This window comes from Candidatus Amarolinea dominans (genome assembly GCF_016704685.1).
In the GTDB taxonomy this organism is placed as follows: Bacteria; Chloroflexota; Anaerolineae; order SSC4; family Amarolineaceae; genus Amarolinea; species Amarolinea dominans.
The window spans coordinates 60077-78515 of record NZ_JADIZS010000079.1 but is presented as its reverse complement, the minus strand read 5'-3'; the positions used below and the strand labels follow the sequence as shown (position 1 = coordinate 78515).

The following is an 18439-nucleotide window of genomic DNA, read 5'->3' as shown; positions in this document are numbered from 1 at the left end:
TCTAACTGGCCGGTGCGCCGAAGAGGGAGCCGATGAAGTATCCGGCCAGCGCGGACGCGATGCCGATCACCATCATCTGCAGGCCGCTGCGGGCCGGCACCCCTACCGTGATGCGGGCCTTGAAATAGCCTACGGCAAACAGCGCCAGCGCCGACAGCACGAGGGCAACGATCATCCCCTGCGCCGGCGCCAGGAAAAAGAAGGGAGAGAGCGGGATCAGGGAGCCGATGACGGCCGAGAAGCCGACCCACAGCGCGGTCTTCAGCAGCCCCTTGTTCTTCACCGGCTGCAGTTCCAGCTCGTGCGCCATCATGATGTCAACCCAGTGTGCTTCATGCTGGCTGACATGCTCCACCACTTTGTCCAGCAGCTCGCCCTCGAAACTCCAGCCCTGGAAAATCTCGCGAATCTCCTGGCGCTCCAGATCGGGCATTTCTTTGATCTCGCGCCGCTCGCGCGCCATCTGCGCATGATAGAAATCGGCATTGGCCAGTGACGAGGTGTACGCGACCGCGCCCATGGAGATGGACTCCGCAAAAGTAGCCGCCAACCCGCCCGCAATGATGATGCGGATGTCCTGCGAAGCGGCGGCAACACCCAGGATGACGCCCAGCGTGTTGACCAGGCCATCCTGTCCCCCCAAAATAATCTCACTCAAACGCGCGCCCAGGCCGTGACTTTCACGTGCCGGGACTAACGCACTGCCTGCTGCTGCCATACCAACCTCCTACAAACTGGTCAAATACGGATAGAAATAGAATTTCATCATTCACGCCCCAGCACTGCCCGATCGAGTGGAGCCAGGTGCGCCAGCATCTCTACTGGCAACTCCTGCCCCAGACGCTGAGTGAACAGTTCCTGCCAGATGTACTCGCGCGCCACAAACACCAGGTGGGGGTTGGTGGTCCAGGCCGCGCTGGCTGCTTCTGTCGTACCGCCGATCAAGGCGGCCTGCCGATCCGCCACCACGATGACGATGCCGCGGCCCACCCGATGCACCGCGGTCTCGGCCTGCGGGTGATGGCGCACCTCTCCGACCGTCAGCGTATTTTCGCCAAACAACAACGCATGAACCGCAACCCCCCGCTGCTGCGCGGCCGTTAGGGCGCCCTGCAGCGGGGCCAGCGTGCGATCGTGCAAACCGACATAGAGTTCGGCGCTGGCTGCATCAATCATGGCCTGCGCCCGCTGCACGATCTGCGCATCGCCGCTGATGTTCCAGATCTGGGCCGGCTCGGCCGGCACGGCCAGGGCGGTCAGGTCCGCGGCCAGACCATCCACGCAGGTCTCGAACTGCTGTCGCATCTGCGCCACCAATTCGTGCGGCGGCAGCGGCGCATAGCGCACCCCTTTCGCGTCCTCGGGCAGCGTCAGGATGGCGCCGCGCTGCGCCAGGCGTCCCAGCGCTTCGTATGCCATGCTGCGCGGCACGCCTGACGCCTTGCTCAACTGATAGCCGCTGGCCGCGTGATGTTGCAGCAGCGCCAGATAGACGCGGGCTTCATATTCGGTAAATCCCAGGGCGCCCAACTGGCGCTGCAGTCGCTCACTCATGTTCATCATCTATAGTAGTTCACTTCCAAACTACTACAAGTATCTCATACCCAGGGCGAATTGTCAACTGTTGGCAGTTCAACCAATCGGTAGTAAAATAAGCGCGATCTTGCGCATGATGTTCCCCTTGGATGATCCTGCCGAGCAGCAGAGACGCCGCTTGCAGCAGCAAAGAATCAGCTTGAACGAAAGGAACCAACCGTGCAAACCAGAGCCTTCGCACCACGAGGACACCGCACCATCAGTGGGAGCATCTCGCTTCTGCTCAGCGTCCTTGCCGCCAGTCTCCTCATCCTGGCCGCCGCCGTTTTGGCTTCTGCCAACGCCCACACCGAGGCTCCAGAGGCCAACGACCTGCGCGTCAGCCAGGTCTACGGCGGCGGCGGCAACGCCGGCGCCACGTATACGAACGATTTTATCGAGTTGTTCAATGCGGGCGCCGGCTCGATCAATCTGAGCGGTTGGAGCGTTCAGTACGCTTCGGCCACCGGCACATCCTGGCAGGTCACCAACCTGAGCGGGAGCCTGGTCGCAGGGCATTACTACCTGATCCAGGAAGCGCAAGGCGCCGGCGGCACCACGCCCTTGCCAACGCCGGACGCCACCGGCACGATTGCGATGAGTGGCTCTACCGGGCAAGGTGGCCCTGGTCAATAGCACGACGGCGCTCACTGGCGCTTGTCCAACCGGTGCCAGCATCATTGACTTTGTTGGTTACGGTCCTACGGCCAACTGCTACGAAGGGGCTGGTCCGACGGCGGTCTTGAGCAATACCACCGCAGCCCTGCGTAATGGCAACGGTTGTACGGATACTGACAACAATAGTGCCGACTTTACGGTGGGCGGCCCACCCCGCGTAACACGGCCTCGCCCATCAACACCTGCGGGCCGGACACCACACCACCCACCGTGCTCAGCACGATCCCCATCAGCAACGCCACCAATGTGCTGCTCAACAGCACGGTGCAGGTCACGTTCAGCGAAGCCGTGAGCAACGTCACCAGCAGCACCTTCACCGTGGTCAGCGCCGGCGGCCCGGTCACCGGTACAATCAGCGGCAGCGGCGCCAACCGCACCTTCACGCCGGGCGCGCTGCTGGCGCCAACCACCCTTTTCACCGCCACGCTGACCACCGCCATCACCGACCTGGCCGGCAACCCCATGCTGAGCAACTATGTCTGGAGCTTTACGAGCGGCGCGGTGTCCGTGTGCGGCGCGCCGGCCACCCTCATCAGCACCATCCAGGGCAGCGGCACGGCCAGCCCGCTCGTGGGGACAACGCTGACGATCGAGGGCGTGGTCAAGGGTGATTTCCAGTCTACGACGACCGAGCTGAGCGGATTCTTCGTGCAAGAGGAAGACAGCGAAAGCGACGGCAATCCGGCCACGTCTGAGGGCATCTTCGTCTACGACAACGGCTTTGGCGTGGATGTCAGCGTCGGTCAAGTGGTGCGCGTGACTGGAACCGTGGCCGAATACTACACGCTGACCGAGTTGAACGCGGTCGGCGCGGTCAGCCCTTGTCCGGGCAGCCCCACAACCACGCCGGCCGCAATCACCCTGCCGGTCAGCAGCCTGACCGACTGGGAGCGCAACGAGGGCATGGCGGTCCAAATTCCATCCACCCTCTACGTCACCGAGCACTACGACCTGGGCCAATACGGCCAGGTATCGCTTTCGGTCAGCGATCGCCTGTATCAGCCGACCGCGCTGGTCGCGCCCGGCGGTGTCGGCAGCCCGCGTGACCTGCTGCAGGACTTGAACAATCGCAGTCGCATCCAGTTGGATGACGCCAACCTGCAGCAAAACCGGGACCCCATCGTCTACCCGCCACCCGCGCTGACGGCCGCGAACACGCTGCGCACCGGCGACACCGTGAGCGGCCTGACCGGCGTGCTGTTTTACTACGGTTCCGCGTACATGATCGAACCGACACTGCCGCTGAGCATCACGCACAGCAACCCGCGCAGCGCAGCCCCTGCGGCCGTGGGCGGCAACGTGCGCGTCGCCAGCTTCAACGTGTTGAACTACTTCAACGGTGACGGCCTGGGCGGCGGCTTCCCCACCTCGCGCGGGGCCGACACCCTGGCGGAGTTCAACCGCCAGCGCGCCAAGACCATCGCCGCCATCGTGGGCCTGAACGCGGATGTCATCGGCCTGATGGAAATGGAAAACGACGGCTACGGCGCCACCAGCGCCATTCAAGATCTGGTCAACGGGCTGAACGCGGCCACGACGCCCGGCGCCTACGCCTTCATCAACCCCGGCGTCGCCACCTTTGGCGGCGACGAGATCGCGGTTGGGATCATCTACCGTCCGGCAAAGGCCACGCCGGCGGGCGCCGCCGTCACCCTGAGCACCGGCGCGTTCGATCAAAGCCCGGCTGTGCGGCGCAACCGCCAGCCGATGGTGCAGACCTTCGCGGATGCCACCTATGGCGAGAAGTTCACCGTCGTCGTCAATCACCTCAAGTCCAAAGGCTCCGCCTGCAACACACCCGTCGGCGTCTTTCCGGCCGATCCGGACACCGGCGACGGGCAGGGTAACTGCAACATCACCCGCACGATGGCCGCCAACGAATTGACCGCCTGGCTGGCGACCGACCCCACCGCCAGCGGCGATCAGGACTTCCTCATCATGGGCGACCTGAACGCGTACACCAAAGAGGACCCCATCACGGCCATCACCGGCGCCGGTTACACCAACCTGGTGGCGAGCGGCCTGGGCGCCCATGCCTATTCCTACGTGTTCGACGGGCAGAGCGGCTATCTGGACCATGCGCTGTCCACCGCGCACCTGGCCGCCGCGATCTCTGCTGTAGACGAGTGGCACATCAACGCCGACGAGCCGCGTTCGCTCGACTACAACCAGGAATTCAAGACCCCCGGCCAGATCATCAGCCTCTACGCACCAGACGCCTATCGCTCATCGGATCATGACCCGGTGGTCGTGGGCATCAAGTCATGCGCGTGGTACGATACCAACTGCAGTTGCGGCGGCGCCAGCGACATCACCGACGTGATCTTCACGGCCAACGACTGGGGCAAGACCAGCGGCTTTGCTCCGCGCAACGATGTGGCCGGCGGGGCCGGCGCGTTCCCCGCGCCCGATGGCATGGTCAACATCCTGGACATTCAGGCCGTCGCCAGCCGCTTCGCCAGCGCGACCTGCTCATGACCAGCAGTTCCAACGGTCTTACTTGGACGACCGGCACGTCGGGAACATAGTACACTTGACGGCGGGAGGAGACTCACAAATGATTGGCCAACTTAAAGTCAAGAACTACCGTAGCCTGGCCGATGTCACGGTCAGCTTCGATGTGTTGACCGTTCTGGTGGGGCTGAATGGTTCCGGCAAAAGCAACCTGGTAGATGTGCTGCGGTTCGTTTCCGAGGCGCTCACGCATGGGCTGGACTCCGCTGTGATCAAGCGTCATGGCATGAGCGCGCTGCGTCGTTGGTCGGGCAAAGGCCGGCCTTACGATGTGGAGATCGGGCTTTCGGTAAGCGGCAATGGAACCTTAGCCGCCGACTACCAATTCACACTCGGCAGCGAACTGCGGGGCGGGTACCGCGTCAAGTCCGAGCGCTGTGAAGTGCGCGACCTATCCGGCCAGTCCTCGAAGCTGATCAGCAAGTTCGAAACCCTCAATGGCGAGTGGGGCGCGTCACCGCTAGAGACTGCGCCAGCCCTTCAACAAACCGCGCTGGCGCTGCCGCTGCTGACAGGACTCGAGCCGTTCCGGCAGGTGTATGACCTGCTCACGAGCATGAGTTTCTACAACATCGTACCCAATGATTTGACGGAGCCGCAAAAACCAGCGAATGTTCACCCCTTGACCGAACGTGGCGATAACCTCGCCAGCCTACTCAGAGAACTGAGGCGGAGCCACTCCACCGTTTCCAAAGAGCTTGAAAGCGCCTTGAACAGCGTCATGAGCGATGTCCTGGGCTATCAAGTCGCTCAGGTGGGCGGGTACCTGGTGACGAAGCTGCGTCACACCGGCGCAGGCAAAGACCAGCAACCGTTGTTCGAGTTGTCCCAAGAATCTGATGGCACCTTGCGTATGCTTGGTATTTTGTCGGCGCTCTACCAAACACCCCCCCGGGGATTGATTGCACTGGAGGAGCCGGAACTAACCATACATCCTGGGGCGATGAGCCTGTTGTGGGAGGAGATTCTTGAGGCAACTCGACGGCGTGATGGACAAATGCAGGTTGTCCTGACAACGCACAGCCCCGATCTGCTCGACATGTGTGAAGCCGACCAGATTCGAGTCGTAGAAAAAATCAACGGCATCACACACGTCGGGCCGGTGGCGGAAGACCAAAAGCAGATCATCCAGCAGAAATTGTTCGCCCCTGGGCAGTTGCTGCAGGCCCAGGGCCTGATTCGAAGAGCTGATTGCTGCGCGCGCGATATCTCAGCCAACGGTGACGCCTCGGCCAGGCGCAGGAGCGTTGAGTGTAAGCCATGAGGCTTATCTATGAACTGACTCGCCCCCTGGCGATCCGTTCCTGCAGGTGCGGCGGCCATTGGGAGGGGTCTTCCGAGGGGTAGATGCGCAGCTCCGGCCCGTTCATCCGCAGCAGGTCCGCGGTGCGGCAGTGAAGAAGGCGGCGCGCCGCGGCCAGACCGCTGGCGGTGACTCCCGCCACGCCGTGACTCAAGGTGCTTGCGCCCACCATCAGCAGCCCCTCGATCTCGGTGCGGATCGGAAACGCGCCCGGGCCCACCTGGCTGCGGCTCTTGGCGATGCCGTACAGATTGCCGGCCGTGGCATTGATGTAATGCTCGTTGGTCAGGGGCGTGCCCAGGCTCCAGTAGACCACATGCTTGCTCAGGCCGGGAATGCGCCGCTCCAACCCCTGGATCATGCGCCAGGAAAAATCCTCCTTCAGCGCCAGGTAATCCGTGGAGCGCTGGCCCGTGGTGTCGCCGGCCCACTGCTTGAACGCATCATAGCCCACAAAAGTGAAAGCCTCGCAGGTGTGATGGCCGCCGTGCATCTTGGAGGGGTCCTTCAAGGTGGTGACGGTGAGGAACATGGCCGGGGGCGTCTCCGCTTCCAACACCGCCGCGGTCAGGCCCTGACGATAGAGCCGATCCACGTCAGCATGATCGTAGAACCAGAAGTTGCCCGAATCCAGTCCGGCCGCGGCCAGATCCATGTCCACCGCAAAGAAGAGGCTCAGCGCCGACCCGGAATAGACGACGCGGTCGAGTTTGCGGCGCAGGCCGCGGCTGAGGTGTTCCCGGCCCACGAGTTGGCCAAAGGTCACTTCGGGGTCCGCGTTGCTGATCACGGTGGGGGCGCGCAGCTCAGTGCCATCGGCCAGCCTCACGCCCACCGCGCGGCGGCCCTCCAGCAGGATGCGACTGACCGCGGTGTTCAGGCGAATCTCGCCGCCGGCCCGCTTCAAGGCCCGCACAAAGGCGCGGGGAATGGCAAAACCACCGCCGCGCGGATAGTAGCCGCCGTCCAGGTAGTGGCTGGCGACGCCGGCATGGATAAAAGCCGACACCTGCGAAGGCGGCAGCCCGTGATCGCCCGACTGCCCGGCCAGGATCGCCTTGAGCAAAGGGTCGGACACGTAATGGTCAATCAAATCCTGACCGCTGCGCCGGCTCCACTGCAGCACCGAGGCCGCCGGCCCGGCCGCGGCCAGCGCGCTGCCCACGCTGCGCACCCGCCCCAGGCGGGCGAGATCGTCCATGAGCGCGGGCAGGGCATTCAGGTAGCCTTCGATGCCCCGCGCCTCGCGCGGGAAGCGCTGCTTGAGGCGTTCGGCGAAGCGATCCTTGCCCTTGGGAATATCGAACCGCTCCTCCCCCACCACGATGTGGTCGTAGCCATCCGGGTTGAGCTCACAGAACTCCAGGTCTTGCGAGACGCCCAAGCCCTGGTAGACCTGGCGCAGCCCGCCGCCCGGCTGCAAATCGCCGAGGTAGTGTACGCCGGGGCTGAAGCGATAGCCCTGCAGCGTGAACGAATGGCACCAACCGCCGGGCACCTCGTGCCGCTCGCAGACCAGCACCTTCAACCCGGCCTGAGCCAGGGGCAGCGCCGCGGCCAGCCCCCCGGCGCCGGAACCAATCACAATTACATCATAGTCGTTGTTCATCGTCGTTGTTCATTGTCAATGCTCATTGTCAATGCTCATGGTTTCACTTGGAGTCACTTCTGGGTGAGCGCAACACGTTGGGGACAAGGATAAAATAAGCCAACCTAGCGATAGTTGGTACATAATGTACCTTGCACGAAACACAACCAAGGAAAGGTTGGCTCAGATGCAAGATACCACAAGAGACGGATATTATCAACTAGCGCTAGTACAACCAGCCTGTGACGCTCTCGAATCTGTCAATCTGTCAATCTGTCCAACCTATGTTATAATCTGCCCGCTCGATCAAGTCCGCGCATTTTCTGAGATGATGTAGTGACCAATAAATCACCGATACCGGCGTCAGCCGCCGCGGCGCGTTGGCGGCGCCCTGGTTGTTTGTTGCTGCTGACCCTGGCGGCTCTCCTGGCCCTCTGGCTGGGATGGACAGGTTGGCAAGTTTATGGCTATGCACGCCGTTTACAGGCCAGTGTCAGCAGCCTGCAGGCCCTGGCTGCCCCCAATGCCCTTGACACCATTCAGCCGGCCGATCTCCTGGCCCTGCAGCCGCAGATCGCGGCGCTGGATGATGACATCCAGGGACTGGCGCGGACGGTACGACCGTTCATGTTCATCACGCCCGCGCTAGGCTGGCTGCCCAGGGTGGGGCCAGAAGCGACGCAGGCGCGGCCCCTGCTCGACCTGGCGACCCACACCAGCGCAGCGGGGCGCTTGGCGTTCGACAGCCTGATGCCGGTGCTCAGCGCCTGGCAGGACAAACAAGCGCCCGGCAGCCTGACCGAGCGCATCATTCCGGTGCTGGCCGCGGCCGCGCCCCAGTTCGAACAGGTTGCAGCCCGGCTGCAGCAGGCGGCGGCCGCGCGCAGCCAGATCAACACAACCGGCTTTTCAACGCGGCCGCAGGGCCTGCTCGACCGCTTCGACGCCGCGCTGCCGTTGCTGCAAACACTCGTGCGCGGCGCAACGCTGGCGCCCGCCCTGCTGGGCGCCGATGCGCCGCGCAGCTATCTCCTGGTGGCGCAGAACAACGATGAACTGCGCGCCACCGGCGGCTTCATCAGCGGCATCGGCATTCTGCATCTCGACAAGGGCCAAATCTCGGCCGATCTGCAAGACGCGTACAGTGTGGACAACTGGGCGATTCCGCACCCGGACGCGCCCGCGCCGCTGGCGCGCTTCATGCAAGCCGATGTGCTGGCGCTGCGCGATGCCAACTGGTCGCCCGATTTTCCCACCAGTGCGCGGGTCATCCAGGGGCTTTACCAACTGAACAAGAACGTGGCCGCCGATGGGGTCATCGCCTTCGACCTGAACTTCGTGCAGGCGCTGGTTGGCGCCTTGGAGCCGTTGAACATGCCGGGCTATCAGCGACCGCTGACCGGCGGCAACGTCATCACCGCCATGCGCACCATCTGGGCGCAGCCGCTCGATTCGGAGGCTTCCGTCACGCCCACCAGCGGCGGTGGCAGCGATTGGTGGAAGCACCGCAAAGATTTCATGGGCGATCTGATGCGCGCCACGCTGGATAAAGCCCAGGGCGGCGACATTCGCCCGGGGTCCCTGCTCTTCGCCATCAAAGAGGCCCTCGATCGGCGCCATCTGCTGATCTCGGTCAACGATCCGAGTGTGCAAGCCTTACTCGATCAGAGCGGCTGGAACGGCGCCTTGCAGCCCGGCAGCGGCGACTTCCTCGCCCTGGTAGACAGCAACCTGGGTTGGAATAAGGTCAATGGCCGCGTGGAGCAAACCCTGACCTACACCGTTACCCTGCCGGCCAACGGTCCGGCCCAGGCCGAACTGGTGGTGCAGTATCACCACCCATCCACGACCGCGCTCACGTCGTGTATTCACGAGGCGCGCTACGGCAACACCTACGAAGACATGATGGATCGCTGCTATTTCAACTATGTGCGCCTGTTGGTGCCTGAAGGAGCCGTACTGCGCACAGCCGATGGTCTGGAGTCGGGCACGCTGGGCACAGCGCCAGGCGAACGGGGAACTACCGAGATGCACGGTTACTTCGTCATGCTCCCTGGCAGCACCCATACCGTACGTTTTGTGTACGATCTGCCGCAGCAGGTGTTCCAGCAGGGCGGCTACACCCTGCGAATTCAGAAGCAGCCTGGCACGCGGGCCTGGCCTTTGCAAGTGACTGTCAGGCTGCCCGCTGACGGTCCGTGGCAGGCCACCCCAACCGACGCACAGGTGCAAGCGGGCCTGGTGACCTGGCAAACCACCCTCGCGCAAGATCGGTCGCTGGTGGTGAATTAACAAGGCTTCTGTAACGGCAGGCCTTGCGCACCAACTTGAACAGGATGAACAGAATGAACAGAATGAACAGAATTTTCGCCCTGCGCTGGGCGCAGCATTCGGCACGGAGAACCAAATATCCTCTCTTTTTTGTGCTGCTCCTGCTGACCATGTTGCTCGCCGGCTGCACGGCGCAGGCCGCGCCGATCATCATTCAGTGGTCCACAGAGACTGAGGTCAATACCGCCGGCTTCAATGTCTACCGCAGCGACAGCCGGGACGGTCAGTACGACCAGATCAACGACCAACTCATTCCCAGTTCGCCTGACCCGCTGCTGGGCGGCCGCTATGCCTTTACCGACGCGCAGGTCGAAGCAGAGAAGACCTATTATTACAAACTCGAAGAATTGGAGAGCACCGGCAATCGCATCACCTATGATCGCATCGTGGAGGCCACCGCGTACGCCCAGGGTTTCTTGGGCCTCAGCTACACCGTGTGGGCAGGAGCCGTCGTGGCCGTGATCGCCCTGTTCGGCATCAGCATGGCCCTGAGCCGCCGCCGACGGACGCACGACGATGCCACTGTTTAGCCAGGCAGGCGAGCCTCATTCTGAACAAAAGAGGAAACAATACCCATGATCAACTGGTCGAACTGGACGCAGCAGCAGAAATTGCTGGCCGTGGCCGGCATCATTCTGCTGCTGGCGGCACTCATCTATACGGAAACCATCGAAGCCCGCTCCATCATGGCGCGCCTGCTGATCGTGCTGATTGCCTTTCCCCTGCACGAACTGGCGCATGCGGTGGCGGCCGATCGCCTGGGCGACCCCACCCCGCGGCAGTATGGACGCATCACCCTCAACCCGCTGGCCCACATTGACCCCATGGGCAGCCTGTTGATGCTCCTGTTCGGCTTTGGCTGGGCCACCACGCCGGTCAATCCAAACCTGCTGCGCGGCAATCGCCAGGTTGGCTCCATCATCGTGTCAGCGGCCGGTCCATTGTCCAATCTATTCCTGGCCGCGTTGATTGCCATCCCGTTTCGCGCCGAAATCTACTCAGCCTCGCTGTTCTGGGAGATTCTCTATTACTTCGGCATCATCAACCTGTTCCTGTTTGTGTTCAACCTGCTGCCCATTCCGCCGCTGGACGGTTTCAACATCCTGGCGAACCTGCTGCCGACGTCCATGCGCAATCCGCTCATGGTGCTATCACAGTACGGCTCCCTGCTGCTCCTGCTAGTGCTGATCCTGCCTGGCGACCTTTTTTGGGGCCTCATCAACCCACCGGTGAATTTTCTAAGTGAACTACTCTTCGGTTTCTGATCCCCATCGTGCAGACCCCGCGCCCGGCAGTTGGCCGCGGCGTGCGGCACGCGCCCGCTATCGGATCGCCCAGTTCCGGTCGGCCCTGCAAGCCCAGGTGACGCCGTCCGAGCTGGACATGGCGCGCGGGATTTTGCCGGCGCCGGCGTGGGCGCTCTTTGCCGCCATGCCGCGGCCGGACCAACGGCACAGCCTGAACGTCATGCTTGCCTTGCAGGCCCAGGGCTATCGTCCCCCGGCCGATCGTGATTTACTGGCGGCCGCCCTATTGCACGATGCGGCCAAATCCGGTCATTTGCGCTTGTGGCATCGCGTGGCGCTGGTCCTGCTCAATCTGACACCGCCAGGGCGGCGCCTCTTGCGCTGGCTGGCGCGACCCGCGGCGCCCGCTCACTGGCGCTACTCTTTTTACGTGATCGTTCACCATGCGGCGCTGGGCGCCGCACAGGTGTTGGCCGCCGGCTGTTCGACCACAACGGCCTGGCTCATCGAACACCACCAGGCGCCCCTGGTCACCCATGCGGCAGCGCGCAGTCAACACGACGCGTGGCTGCTGGCTTTGCAGAAAGCAGATAACGAATCATGACTCAGCAAACGAACGCTTCGCCTTCATCAGCTTCATCAGTTTCATCAGTTTCATCAGTTTCATCAGCTTCATCGCCATTGGCATCCTCGCCCCAGGTCACCATCGTGGGCCTGGGACTGATCGGCATTTCGATCGGCCTGGCCCTCAAGCAGAGCGTAGGCCAACAGTCTTTTCTGATTGTCGGCCACGACAAGAACATCGCCGCGGCCGAGTATGCACGCAAGGTCAAGGCGATTGATCGCACCGACTCGAACCTGGTATCCGCCATCGCGGCCGCCGACCTGGTCATCCTCGACCTGCCCTTGCCGGAGATTCGGCCCACGCTGGCCGCCATCGCCGCGGCACTGAAACCAGGCTGCGTCGTCACCGATACTGCCAACCTCAAGCGACCGGTGCTGCAGGCGGCCGCCGAGTTGCTGCCGGTGCACGTATTCTTTGTGGGCGGCCACCCGGTCATCACCGCCGCCGACACCAGTTTCTACAAAGCCACCGCCACCCTCTTTGCCAAACGCCCCTACTGCCTGACGATCGCGCCGGCGACAGCGGCCGCAGCGGCCCAGGTCGTTTCCGATCTGGCGGAGCGCCTGGGCGCCGCGGTCCTCTACCTCGACCCGGCCGAGCACGACGGCGTGATGGCCGGTGTTGAGACGCTGCCGGCGATCATGGCAGCGGCCCTATTGGCCACCGCACGCCAGGGCGCCTGGAAAGAGGAGATCAAAATGGCCGGCGCGCAGCTCGAAACCTCGACACGGCTGACCGCCGAAAGCGCCTCGCTGCTGGCGCAGGCCACTGCCGGCAACCGTGACAACGTCTTGTCCTGCTTGAACGCCCTGGGCCAGCAGTTGGACACCTGGCGCGACCTCGTCTCCAGTGGTGAGACCGCCGCGCTCGAAGAGGCCTTCAGCCGCGCATTGGCCGTGCGTGGGGACTGGATGCTCGACCGCACCCGGCCCGCGCTCGGTGTGGAAACAGCGGCGTTGCCTGCGCACCCCAATATCTGGATGCGCATGTTGGGCCTGGGCGGCCGCCAACTGCGCGGGGAAGATGAGAGGACGTCCCAAAAGGATTAGATCTGCTGATTTGGAGATGCTTCAACGCAGAGACGCCAGGGCGCAAAGGCTCTTGGGCTAGAGAAGGCGCCGTCTACCTGTAGGTCACGCCTCCGGCGTGACGGCGCTGTCCGCGCCAAATCATGCTTCCCTGCACCAACGCCGTCCGGCCAGGAGGCCGGACCTACAAAAAAATGGAGTTCTTATTCAGTGCCTAGTATTTCTGTTTGTATGCCTGCGTATAACGAAGAGCAAAACCTGCCCGGTATGATTGCGGATGTCATCAGTGTGATGCGCGGCCGCGGGGATGAATTCGAAATCGTCGTCACCAACGACGGCAGCAAGGACCGCACCGGCGCCGTGTTGCAGGAATTGGCGCAAACCTACCCTGAATTGCGTCCCGTGGAGCATCCGGTCAACCGCGGCTACGGCGCCGCCGTCTTCACCGCGATCACCAGTGCGCGCAAAGACCTGGTTTTCTTCACCGACTCCGATCGCCAGTTCAAGCTGGAGGAGTTGGACCGCCTGCTGCCGCACATCGCCGGTGCGGACATGGTCGTCGGCTACCGCGCACCGCGACGTGACCCACCGCTGCGCGTCCTGTTTGGCAAGGGTTGGAGCGCCCTGGTGACCCTCCTCTTCGGCTACACCGCGCGCGACATTGACTGCGCGTTCAAGCTGTTCCGCCGCGAGGTGATCGAAAAGGTTGGCCCCCAGATCCAATCGCGCGGCGCCACCTTCAGCGCCGAATTCCTGGTGCGCACCAAGCGCGCCGGGTTCCGCATCAAGGAGGTACCCGTCAGTCACCTGCCACGCACGGCTGGCAACCCCACGGGCGCCAAACTGCACGTCATCCTGCGCGCGTTTCGCGAGCTGTGGCAGTTCCGCCGTGAGCTGTGGCGCGAGGCCTGAGCGCGGCACGCGGCACGCCATCATCCTACCGGGTGTTGATGATTGCACCCACCGGCTTTTTTGCTGACTACGGCTGTCACGTGCGCATCCAGGGCCACGCGCAGGCGCTGCAGGCGTGTGGCCACCAGGTGCGCATCGTCACCTATCCTGGTGGCCGTGAGGTGCCCGGCTTGACCATCGTGCGCCCGCCGTGGCCCCCTGGCGCACGCGGCCGCGACATGCCGGTCGGTTCCTCCTGGCGCAAACTTGCGCTCGACCTGCTGCTGGCCTCCGCGGTCTGGCAAACGGCCCGGCGCTGGCAACCGCACCTGGTTCATGCCTATCTGCACGAAGGCGCCCTGCTCGGCGCCCTGTTGTCTGCCCGTCAGCGCCTGCCGCTCGTGTTCGATTTCCAGGGCAGTCTCGTTGGCGAGATGCTCGATCATCGCTTCCTGGCGCCGCACTCGCCGCTGCTGCCCGCCTGGCAACGCCTGGAGCGCTGGATTGATCAGCAGCCCGCGGCCATTCTCGCCAGTTCGCAGCACGCCCACGACCTGCTTGTGACCACCTTCGGCGTACCCGCCGCCCGTGTCACCACCCTGCCGGACAGTGTGGATCCGGCCCAATTTCGCCCTGCATCCATGTTTGCAGCGCACGAGTTGGCCGCGCTGCGCGCCCAGCTTGGCCTGCCCTCCGGCCGTCCGCTGGTCGTCTACCTCGGTCTGCTGGCGCCTTACCAGGGCATTGACTTGCTCCTACAGGCCGCGCGAGGCGCTGCAGCGTTCCCCGCCAACCGCAGCCGGCCGGCCATTCTTCCTCATCATGGGCTTCCCGTTTGTGGAGCACTACCGGCGCCTGGCGCAGCGCCTGGGCCTGGCCGCGGACGTGCTCTTCACCGGCATGGTGCCCTTTGCCGACGCCCCGCGCCATGTGGCCCTGGGCGATGTCGCGGTCGCGCCCAAGCTCTCGGCCACGGAGGGCAGCGGAAAACTGTTGACCTACATGGCGAGCGCACTGCCGGTGGTTGCGTTCGACACTCCCGTGCATCGCGAATACCTGGGTGATCTCGGTTTCTACGCAGCGCCTGCCGACAGCCACGCCTTGGCCGCGGCCCTGACCGCAGCGCTGCACGATCCACTTGCCGCCCGCACCCGCGGCGCAGCCCTGCGCGCCCGCGCCGTGCAACACTACACCTGGCCCCACGCCGCCGCCGCCATCGAAGACGTGTACCACCGCGTCAGCTCGCCTCCTGCTCAACCGCCGCCGGAGACAACTAAACGACCCCCCCCGTTGGTCAATCTCTTTCGCCGACATCGTCACGCCCGATCTCCAGCCGTTCCAAATGCCTGGTTTTAACCACGGCCGCGCGCGTGCCGATTTGCGTCTGATCTGCCGTTTCTTTGTGTTCTCTGTGCTCTTTCGGTTCAAAGTGCCTTTGGAACTGCGCCTTCTCCGCTCTCTGATCTCCGCTCTCTGCGCCTTTGCGCTCTTTGCGCCTTCGCGCTCCAAACGCCTTCGCGCTCCAAACGCCTTCCACTTTCCACTTTGCGCCATCCCTGCCAGGGTGTTATAATCGCCGTTGTGCCGCAGCCCTTTTGGGCTGCCCAATCTGAACCGCAACCCCTCGGGTGATATGTCCCGATCGAGTGAGTCATGACCCAAGAACTGAATCTCGCGAATCTTTTGCAGACCCTGAGCCGTCGCTGGCTGTTGATTGCCCTGGTGCTATCGGTAACCGTCGGCGCCACATTGCTCTACGGCCTGCTGCGGCCGCCCACCTACCAGGCACGCGCCGTGCTGCGGGTGCGCGTTCCGCAGTTTCAATGGAACATTGACCCCGCGGTGCAGCGCATCATTGACACGAAGCGCGATTGGCGCCGCGAGTTCATGCTGCTCGGCCAGACCAAAACCGTGGCCGAACGCGCCGTGGCCGGACTGAACCTGACGGTGAACAGCGACCTGTTGGCACGCGTCACCCTGCGCGCCGAATCCACCGATAGTATTCTGCTGGACGCTTCCGGGCCGACGGCCACTGACGCCGCACAGTTGGCGAACGCCTGGGCCGATGCCTTGCAAAAGGTGGTGGCCGAACAGTACGGCACCGAGCTGATGTACCAGGAAATCGCCGATCTGGGCCAGGAATTCAAGACCCGCATGGACAGCAGCCAGCAGGCGCTTGAAGCGTTCAAGGCCGAGACAGGACAGGGGGTGGGCAGCGCCGAAACGTTCGAAGCGGGCGGCCTGGAGCCAGACCAGAAGGAACTCGACGCCCGTGCCGGCCTACTGGCCGATTACCGGGTGGCGCTCGATGCCGCCAACCGCCTGTTGACCCAGATTGACGAAGCCCAGGCCGGTCAACGCGCGCCGACCGCCATCGCCTGGGAAATGTTGGCGAACGGCATCATGCAGGCACGCGCCGATCTGCAAGGCGCGCCGCCGGCTTTCAGCGACCTGGCCGCGTGGAAAACCCGGCTGCAAGCCGAGGCCGTCACCCTGCAAGAATCGGTGGACTGGTTCAACAGCGATGTCCTGAAGCTGCAAGCCAAGCTGGCGACCGAGGACTCGCAGCTCTACTGGCTGACGCAGCAGCGCAACCTGGCGGCCGATCCCTACCTGGCCGTGCGGCGTCAACTGCACGAGATCGAGTACCAGACGCCCATTGATCCACTTTCGGTTGAAATCCTGGAGCAAGCCGCAGCCGAGACCGCTTCCCGTTCCTGGTCTGTCCTGCTGCGCCTGGTCATCGCCGCTGTGGCCGGTCTGATTGCCGGTGTTTGGCTGGCGCTGCTGTGGGACTTTGTCTTTGCGCGGCAACCGCAGGCGCTGGGTGCCCGCGCCGCGCGCTAGCCCGGGCCTGCGCTGGCTGTTGATTTGGGCCGGCCTGCACGCGCTGGCTTACGGTCTGCTGACGCCGTTGTGGCAGGCGCCCGATGAACCGGCCCATGTGGAGATGGCCTGTTTGCTGGCGCAGCGCAGCGACCTGCGCGCCGGCGATGCGGACCCTGGGCTGCAGCAGCGCTTGATTGCGGCGCTGGCGGACGCCGATTTTTGGCGCCTGGTACGCCAGCCGACGCCTGACCCTCTGCCCAGTCGTTTTGCGGATGATCCATTCTTGCGCAACGCCGGTCGGCAGGTGGGCGATGAATCCCCCATTTACTATTGGCTGCCGGCGCTAATCTGCCGCCTGCCCCTGGCCCTGCCTGTCCAGGTTCGCCTGATGCGGCTGGTGTCGGGGCTATTTTTTGTCATGGCCGTGCTGGCGATGTGGTGGGCCACCGGGCCGCTCTGGCGACAGGCGCCCGGCGCCCGCCTGGCCGCGACCGCTGCGGTGGCCGGCCTGCCGATGCTGGCCTTCCTGGCCGGCGGCGTCAACAACGACAGCCTGGCCGTGCTCGCCGGCACGTTGATGTTCGGCAGCCTGCTGCGCTGGGTCTTGCCTGCCCGCGCCGAATGGCGCCCGGCCCTGGCGCTGCTGGCCGCGGCGTTGTTCGCGGCCTGGGTGAAGAAGACAGCGCTCTTTGCACTGCCCCTGGCGCTGATTGCCGTCGCCTGGCGTTGCGGCGTGCGCGGCACGCGTCGTCAGCGCAGCGCCTTGATCGGGCTGACCGCGCTGCTTGGTCTGCTGGCGCTGCTGCCCAGCCGGCAACCAACCGCCTGGGGCGGGCGCGGACAGCCCTGGGGCGCGGGCCTGACGCCGGCCGCGGCGCACAGCGGGCGCTGGGGCATGGCCGTGCGCGACGACACGGCGCAGGGTTGGGGCCGTCTCACCCAGGCGCAGATGACCGGAGGCCTGGCCGGCCAAACCATCGGCTTTGGCGCCTGGGTGCGCAGTCCCGACGGCCGGCAGGTGGCCCGCCTGACCATCAAAGATGATGCGGGCCTCGACCGGCTGGTGGCGCCGGTGACCGCCGAGTGGACCTGGCTGGTCGTGACGCGTACCCTCAGCCTCACCACGACCCAGGTGCTGCTGGGCATTGCGCCTGGCGCCGGTGAGTTGCCGAGCGAGACCGGCACGCTGTGGGTGGATGACGCGGGCGTGCAGGGCGCGCCGGGCCTGGTCAACGGCGATTTCGAGCAGGCCGTCACCTGGGGCAGTCTGCTGGCGCAGCCGCTCCTGCGACCGCTGCAAGGCGTTTGGGCGACCAGTGCGGACGCCGGCCCGGCCAGCGCGGCGCAGATCGCGCTCTACCTGGCCCTGCTCTTCCCCGGCTTTTGGGGGAATTTTGGCTGGCTGCAGGCGCCGCTACCGCTGCCGGTTTACGTGGGCCTGGCGCTGGTGTGCCTGCTGGCGCTCTTGGGCCTGGGCGGCCTGTGGCGGCAGCGCCGCACCAATCGTTTGGCCGCCGCGGCCATCGGCTGGAGCGCGGCGGCGGTCATCTTGTCGTTTACGCTGGCGACCGCGCCGATGTGGTTCTTCGCCTGGCAGCCGCAGGGGCGCTATCTGCTGCCGGCGCTGGCGCCCTGGATGATCTTGCTGGTCAGCGGCCTGCGCTTCTGGAGCCAGCGCTGGCGTCTGCCGCGGGCCAGACTGTGGTTCATGGTCGGTTTTGGCCTGCTCGACCTGGTGGCGCTGTGGGTCAATTTATAGCAAATTGAGGTTTGTTGTGACATTATTACCGGATGAGGTTCTGAGCTAAGCATGGCCGTCATTGATCAACG

Annotated in this window: 16 protein-coding genes; 12 read left to right on the top strand and 4 right to left on the bottom strand. The window is 64.2% G+C overall.

Going from position 1 to position 18439, the window contains the following annotated elements; genetic code table 11:
- Position 1: 1 nt before the first annotated feature.
- Both IPF85_RS25995 and IPF85_RS25990 read right to left on the bottom strand, forming a co-directional pair.
- A complete protein-coding gene (locus IPF85_RS25995; protein WP_343410957.1) occupies positions 2-718 on the bottom strand; it encodes a VIT1/CCC1 transporter family protein in 717 nt (238 codons plus the stop codon).
- Between the two features lie 47 nt (positions 719-765).
- A complete protein-coding gene (locus IPF85_RS25990) occupies positions 766-1554 on the bottom strand; it encodes a helix-turn-helix domain-containing protein (protein WP_343410956.1) in 789 nt (262 codons plus the stop codon).
- 201 nt (positions 1555-1755) lie between these two features.
- Between IPF85_RS25990 and IPF85_RS25985 the strand changes: the two genes are divergently transcribed.
- The 3 genes from IPF85_RS25985 to IPF85_RS25975 all read left to right on the top strand — a co-directional run bounded on the left by IPF85_RS25985 (position 1756) and on the right by IPF85_RS25975 (position 6031).
- A complete protein-coding gene (locus IPF85_RS25985) occupies positions 1756-2211 on the top strand; it encodes a lamin tail domain-containing protein (RefSeq protein ID WP_343410955.1) in 456 nt (151 codons plus the stop codon).
- Positions 2212-2427: 216 nt separating this feature from the next.
- Entirely contained in the window at positions 2428-4731 is a 2304-nt protein-coding gene (locus IPF85_RS25980) for an ExeM/NucH family extracellular endonuclease (protein ID WP_343411103.1), read from the top strand.
- Positions 4732-4810: 79 nt separating this feature from the next.
- Positions 4811-6031, top strand: a complete 1221-nt coding sequence (locus IPF85_RS25975) for an AAA family ATPase (protein WP_343410954.1) — start codon at positions 4811-4813, stop codon at positions 6029-6031.
- A gap of 7 nt (positions 6032-6038) precedes the next feature.
- On the opposite strand, the gene IPF85_RS25970 is transcribed toward IPF85_RS25975, so the two are convergent.
- Positions 6039-7679: an NAD(P)/FAD-dependent oxidoreductase gene (locus IPF85_RS25970; protein ID WP_343410953.1), complete on the bottom strand. Its 1641-nt coding sequence runs from the start codon at positions 7677-7679 to the stop codon at positions 6039-6041.
- Between the two features lie 315 nt (positions 7680-7994).
- Here IPF85_RS25970 and IPF85_RS25965 point away from each other — a divergent pair, with 315 nt between their 5' ends.
- The 6 genes from IPF85_RS25965 to IPF85_RS25940 all read left to right on the top strand — a co-directional run bounded on the left by IPF85_RS25965 (position 7995) and on the right by IPF85_RS25940 (position 13801).
- The gene (locus IPF85_RS25965; RefSeq protein ID WP_343410952.1) at positions 7995-9950 is read left to right on the top strand and encodes a DUF4012 domain-containing protein; all 1956 of its coding nucleotides are present in this window, start codon (positions 7995-7997) and stop codon (positions 9948-9950) included.
- A gap of 62 nt (positions 9951-10012) precedes the next feature.
- A complete protein-coding gene (locus tag IPF85_RS25960) occupies positions 10013-10519 on the top strand; it encodes a hypothetical protein (protein ID WP_343410951.1) in 507 nt (168 codons plus the stop codon).
- Between the two features lie 45 nt (positions 10520-10564).
- Positions 10565-11254, top strand: coding sequence for a site-2 protease family protein (locus tag IPF85_RS25955; protein ID WP_343410950.1), 690 nt, complete (start codon positions 10565-10567; stop codon positions 11252-11254).
- A complete protein-coding gene (locus IPF85_RS25950; RefSeq protein WP_343410949.1) occupies positions 11232-11840 on the top strand; it encodes a hypothetical protein in 609 nt (202 codons plus the stop codon). The genes IPF85_RS25955 and IPF85_RS25950 overlap by 23 nt, the downstream gene beginning before the upstream one ends.
- 104 nt (positions 11841-11944) lie before the next feature.
- Entirely contained in the window at positions 11945-12910 is a 966-nt protein-coding gene (locus tag IPF85_RS25945) for a prephenate dehydrogenase/arogenate dehydrogenase family protein (RefSeq protein ID WP_343410948.1), read from the top strand.
- 189 nt (positions 12911-13099) lie between these two features.
- Entirely contained in the window at positions 13100-13801 is a 702-nt protein-coding gene (locus IPF85_RS25940; RefSeq protein ID WP_343410947.1) for a glycosyltransferase family 2 protein, read from the top strand.
- A 20-nt stretch (positions 13802-13821) separates the two neighbouring features.
- Here the strand turns inward: IPF85_RS25940 and IPF85_RS25935 are convergent, their stop codons facing one another.
- The gene (locus tag IPF85_RS25935) at positions 13822-14325 is read right to left on the bottom strand and encodes a hypothetical protein (RefSeq protein ID WP_343410946.1); all 504 of its coding nucleotides are present in this window, start codon (positions 14323-14325) and stop codon (positions 13822-13824) included.
- Between the two features lie 199 nt (positions 14326-14524).
- Here IPF85_RS25935 and IPF85_RS25930 point away from each other — a divergent pair, with 199 nt between their 5' ends.
- From IPF85_RS25930 to IPF85_RS25920, 3 genes are all read left to right on the top strand, one after another.
- On the top strand, positions 14525-15136 hold the full coding sequence (locus IPF85_RS25930; protein WP_343410945.1) for a glycosyltransferase: 612 nt from the start codon (positions 14525-14527) through the stop codon (positions 15134-15136).
- 297 nt (positions 15137-15433) lie between these two features.
- Positions 15434-16627, top strand: coding sequence for a Wzz/FepE/Etk N-terminal domain-containing protein (locus IPF85_RS25925; RefSeq protein ID WP_343410944.1), 1194 nt, complete (start codon positions 15434-15436; stop codon positions 16625-16627).
- Positions 16584-18368, top strand: coding sequence for a DUF2142 domain-containing protein (locus IPF85_RS25920; RefSeq protein ID WP_343410943.1), 1785 nt, complete (start codon positions 16584-16586; stop codon positions 18366-18368). Before IPF85_RS25925 ends, IPF85_RS25920 begins: the two co-directional genes overlap by 44 nt.
- The last annotated feature ends 71 nt before the right edge of the window (positions 18369-18439 follow it).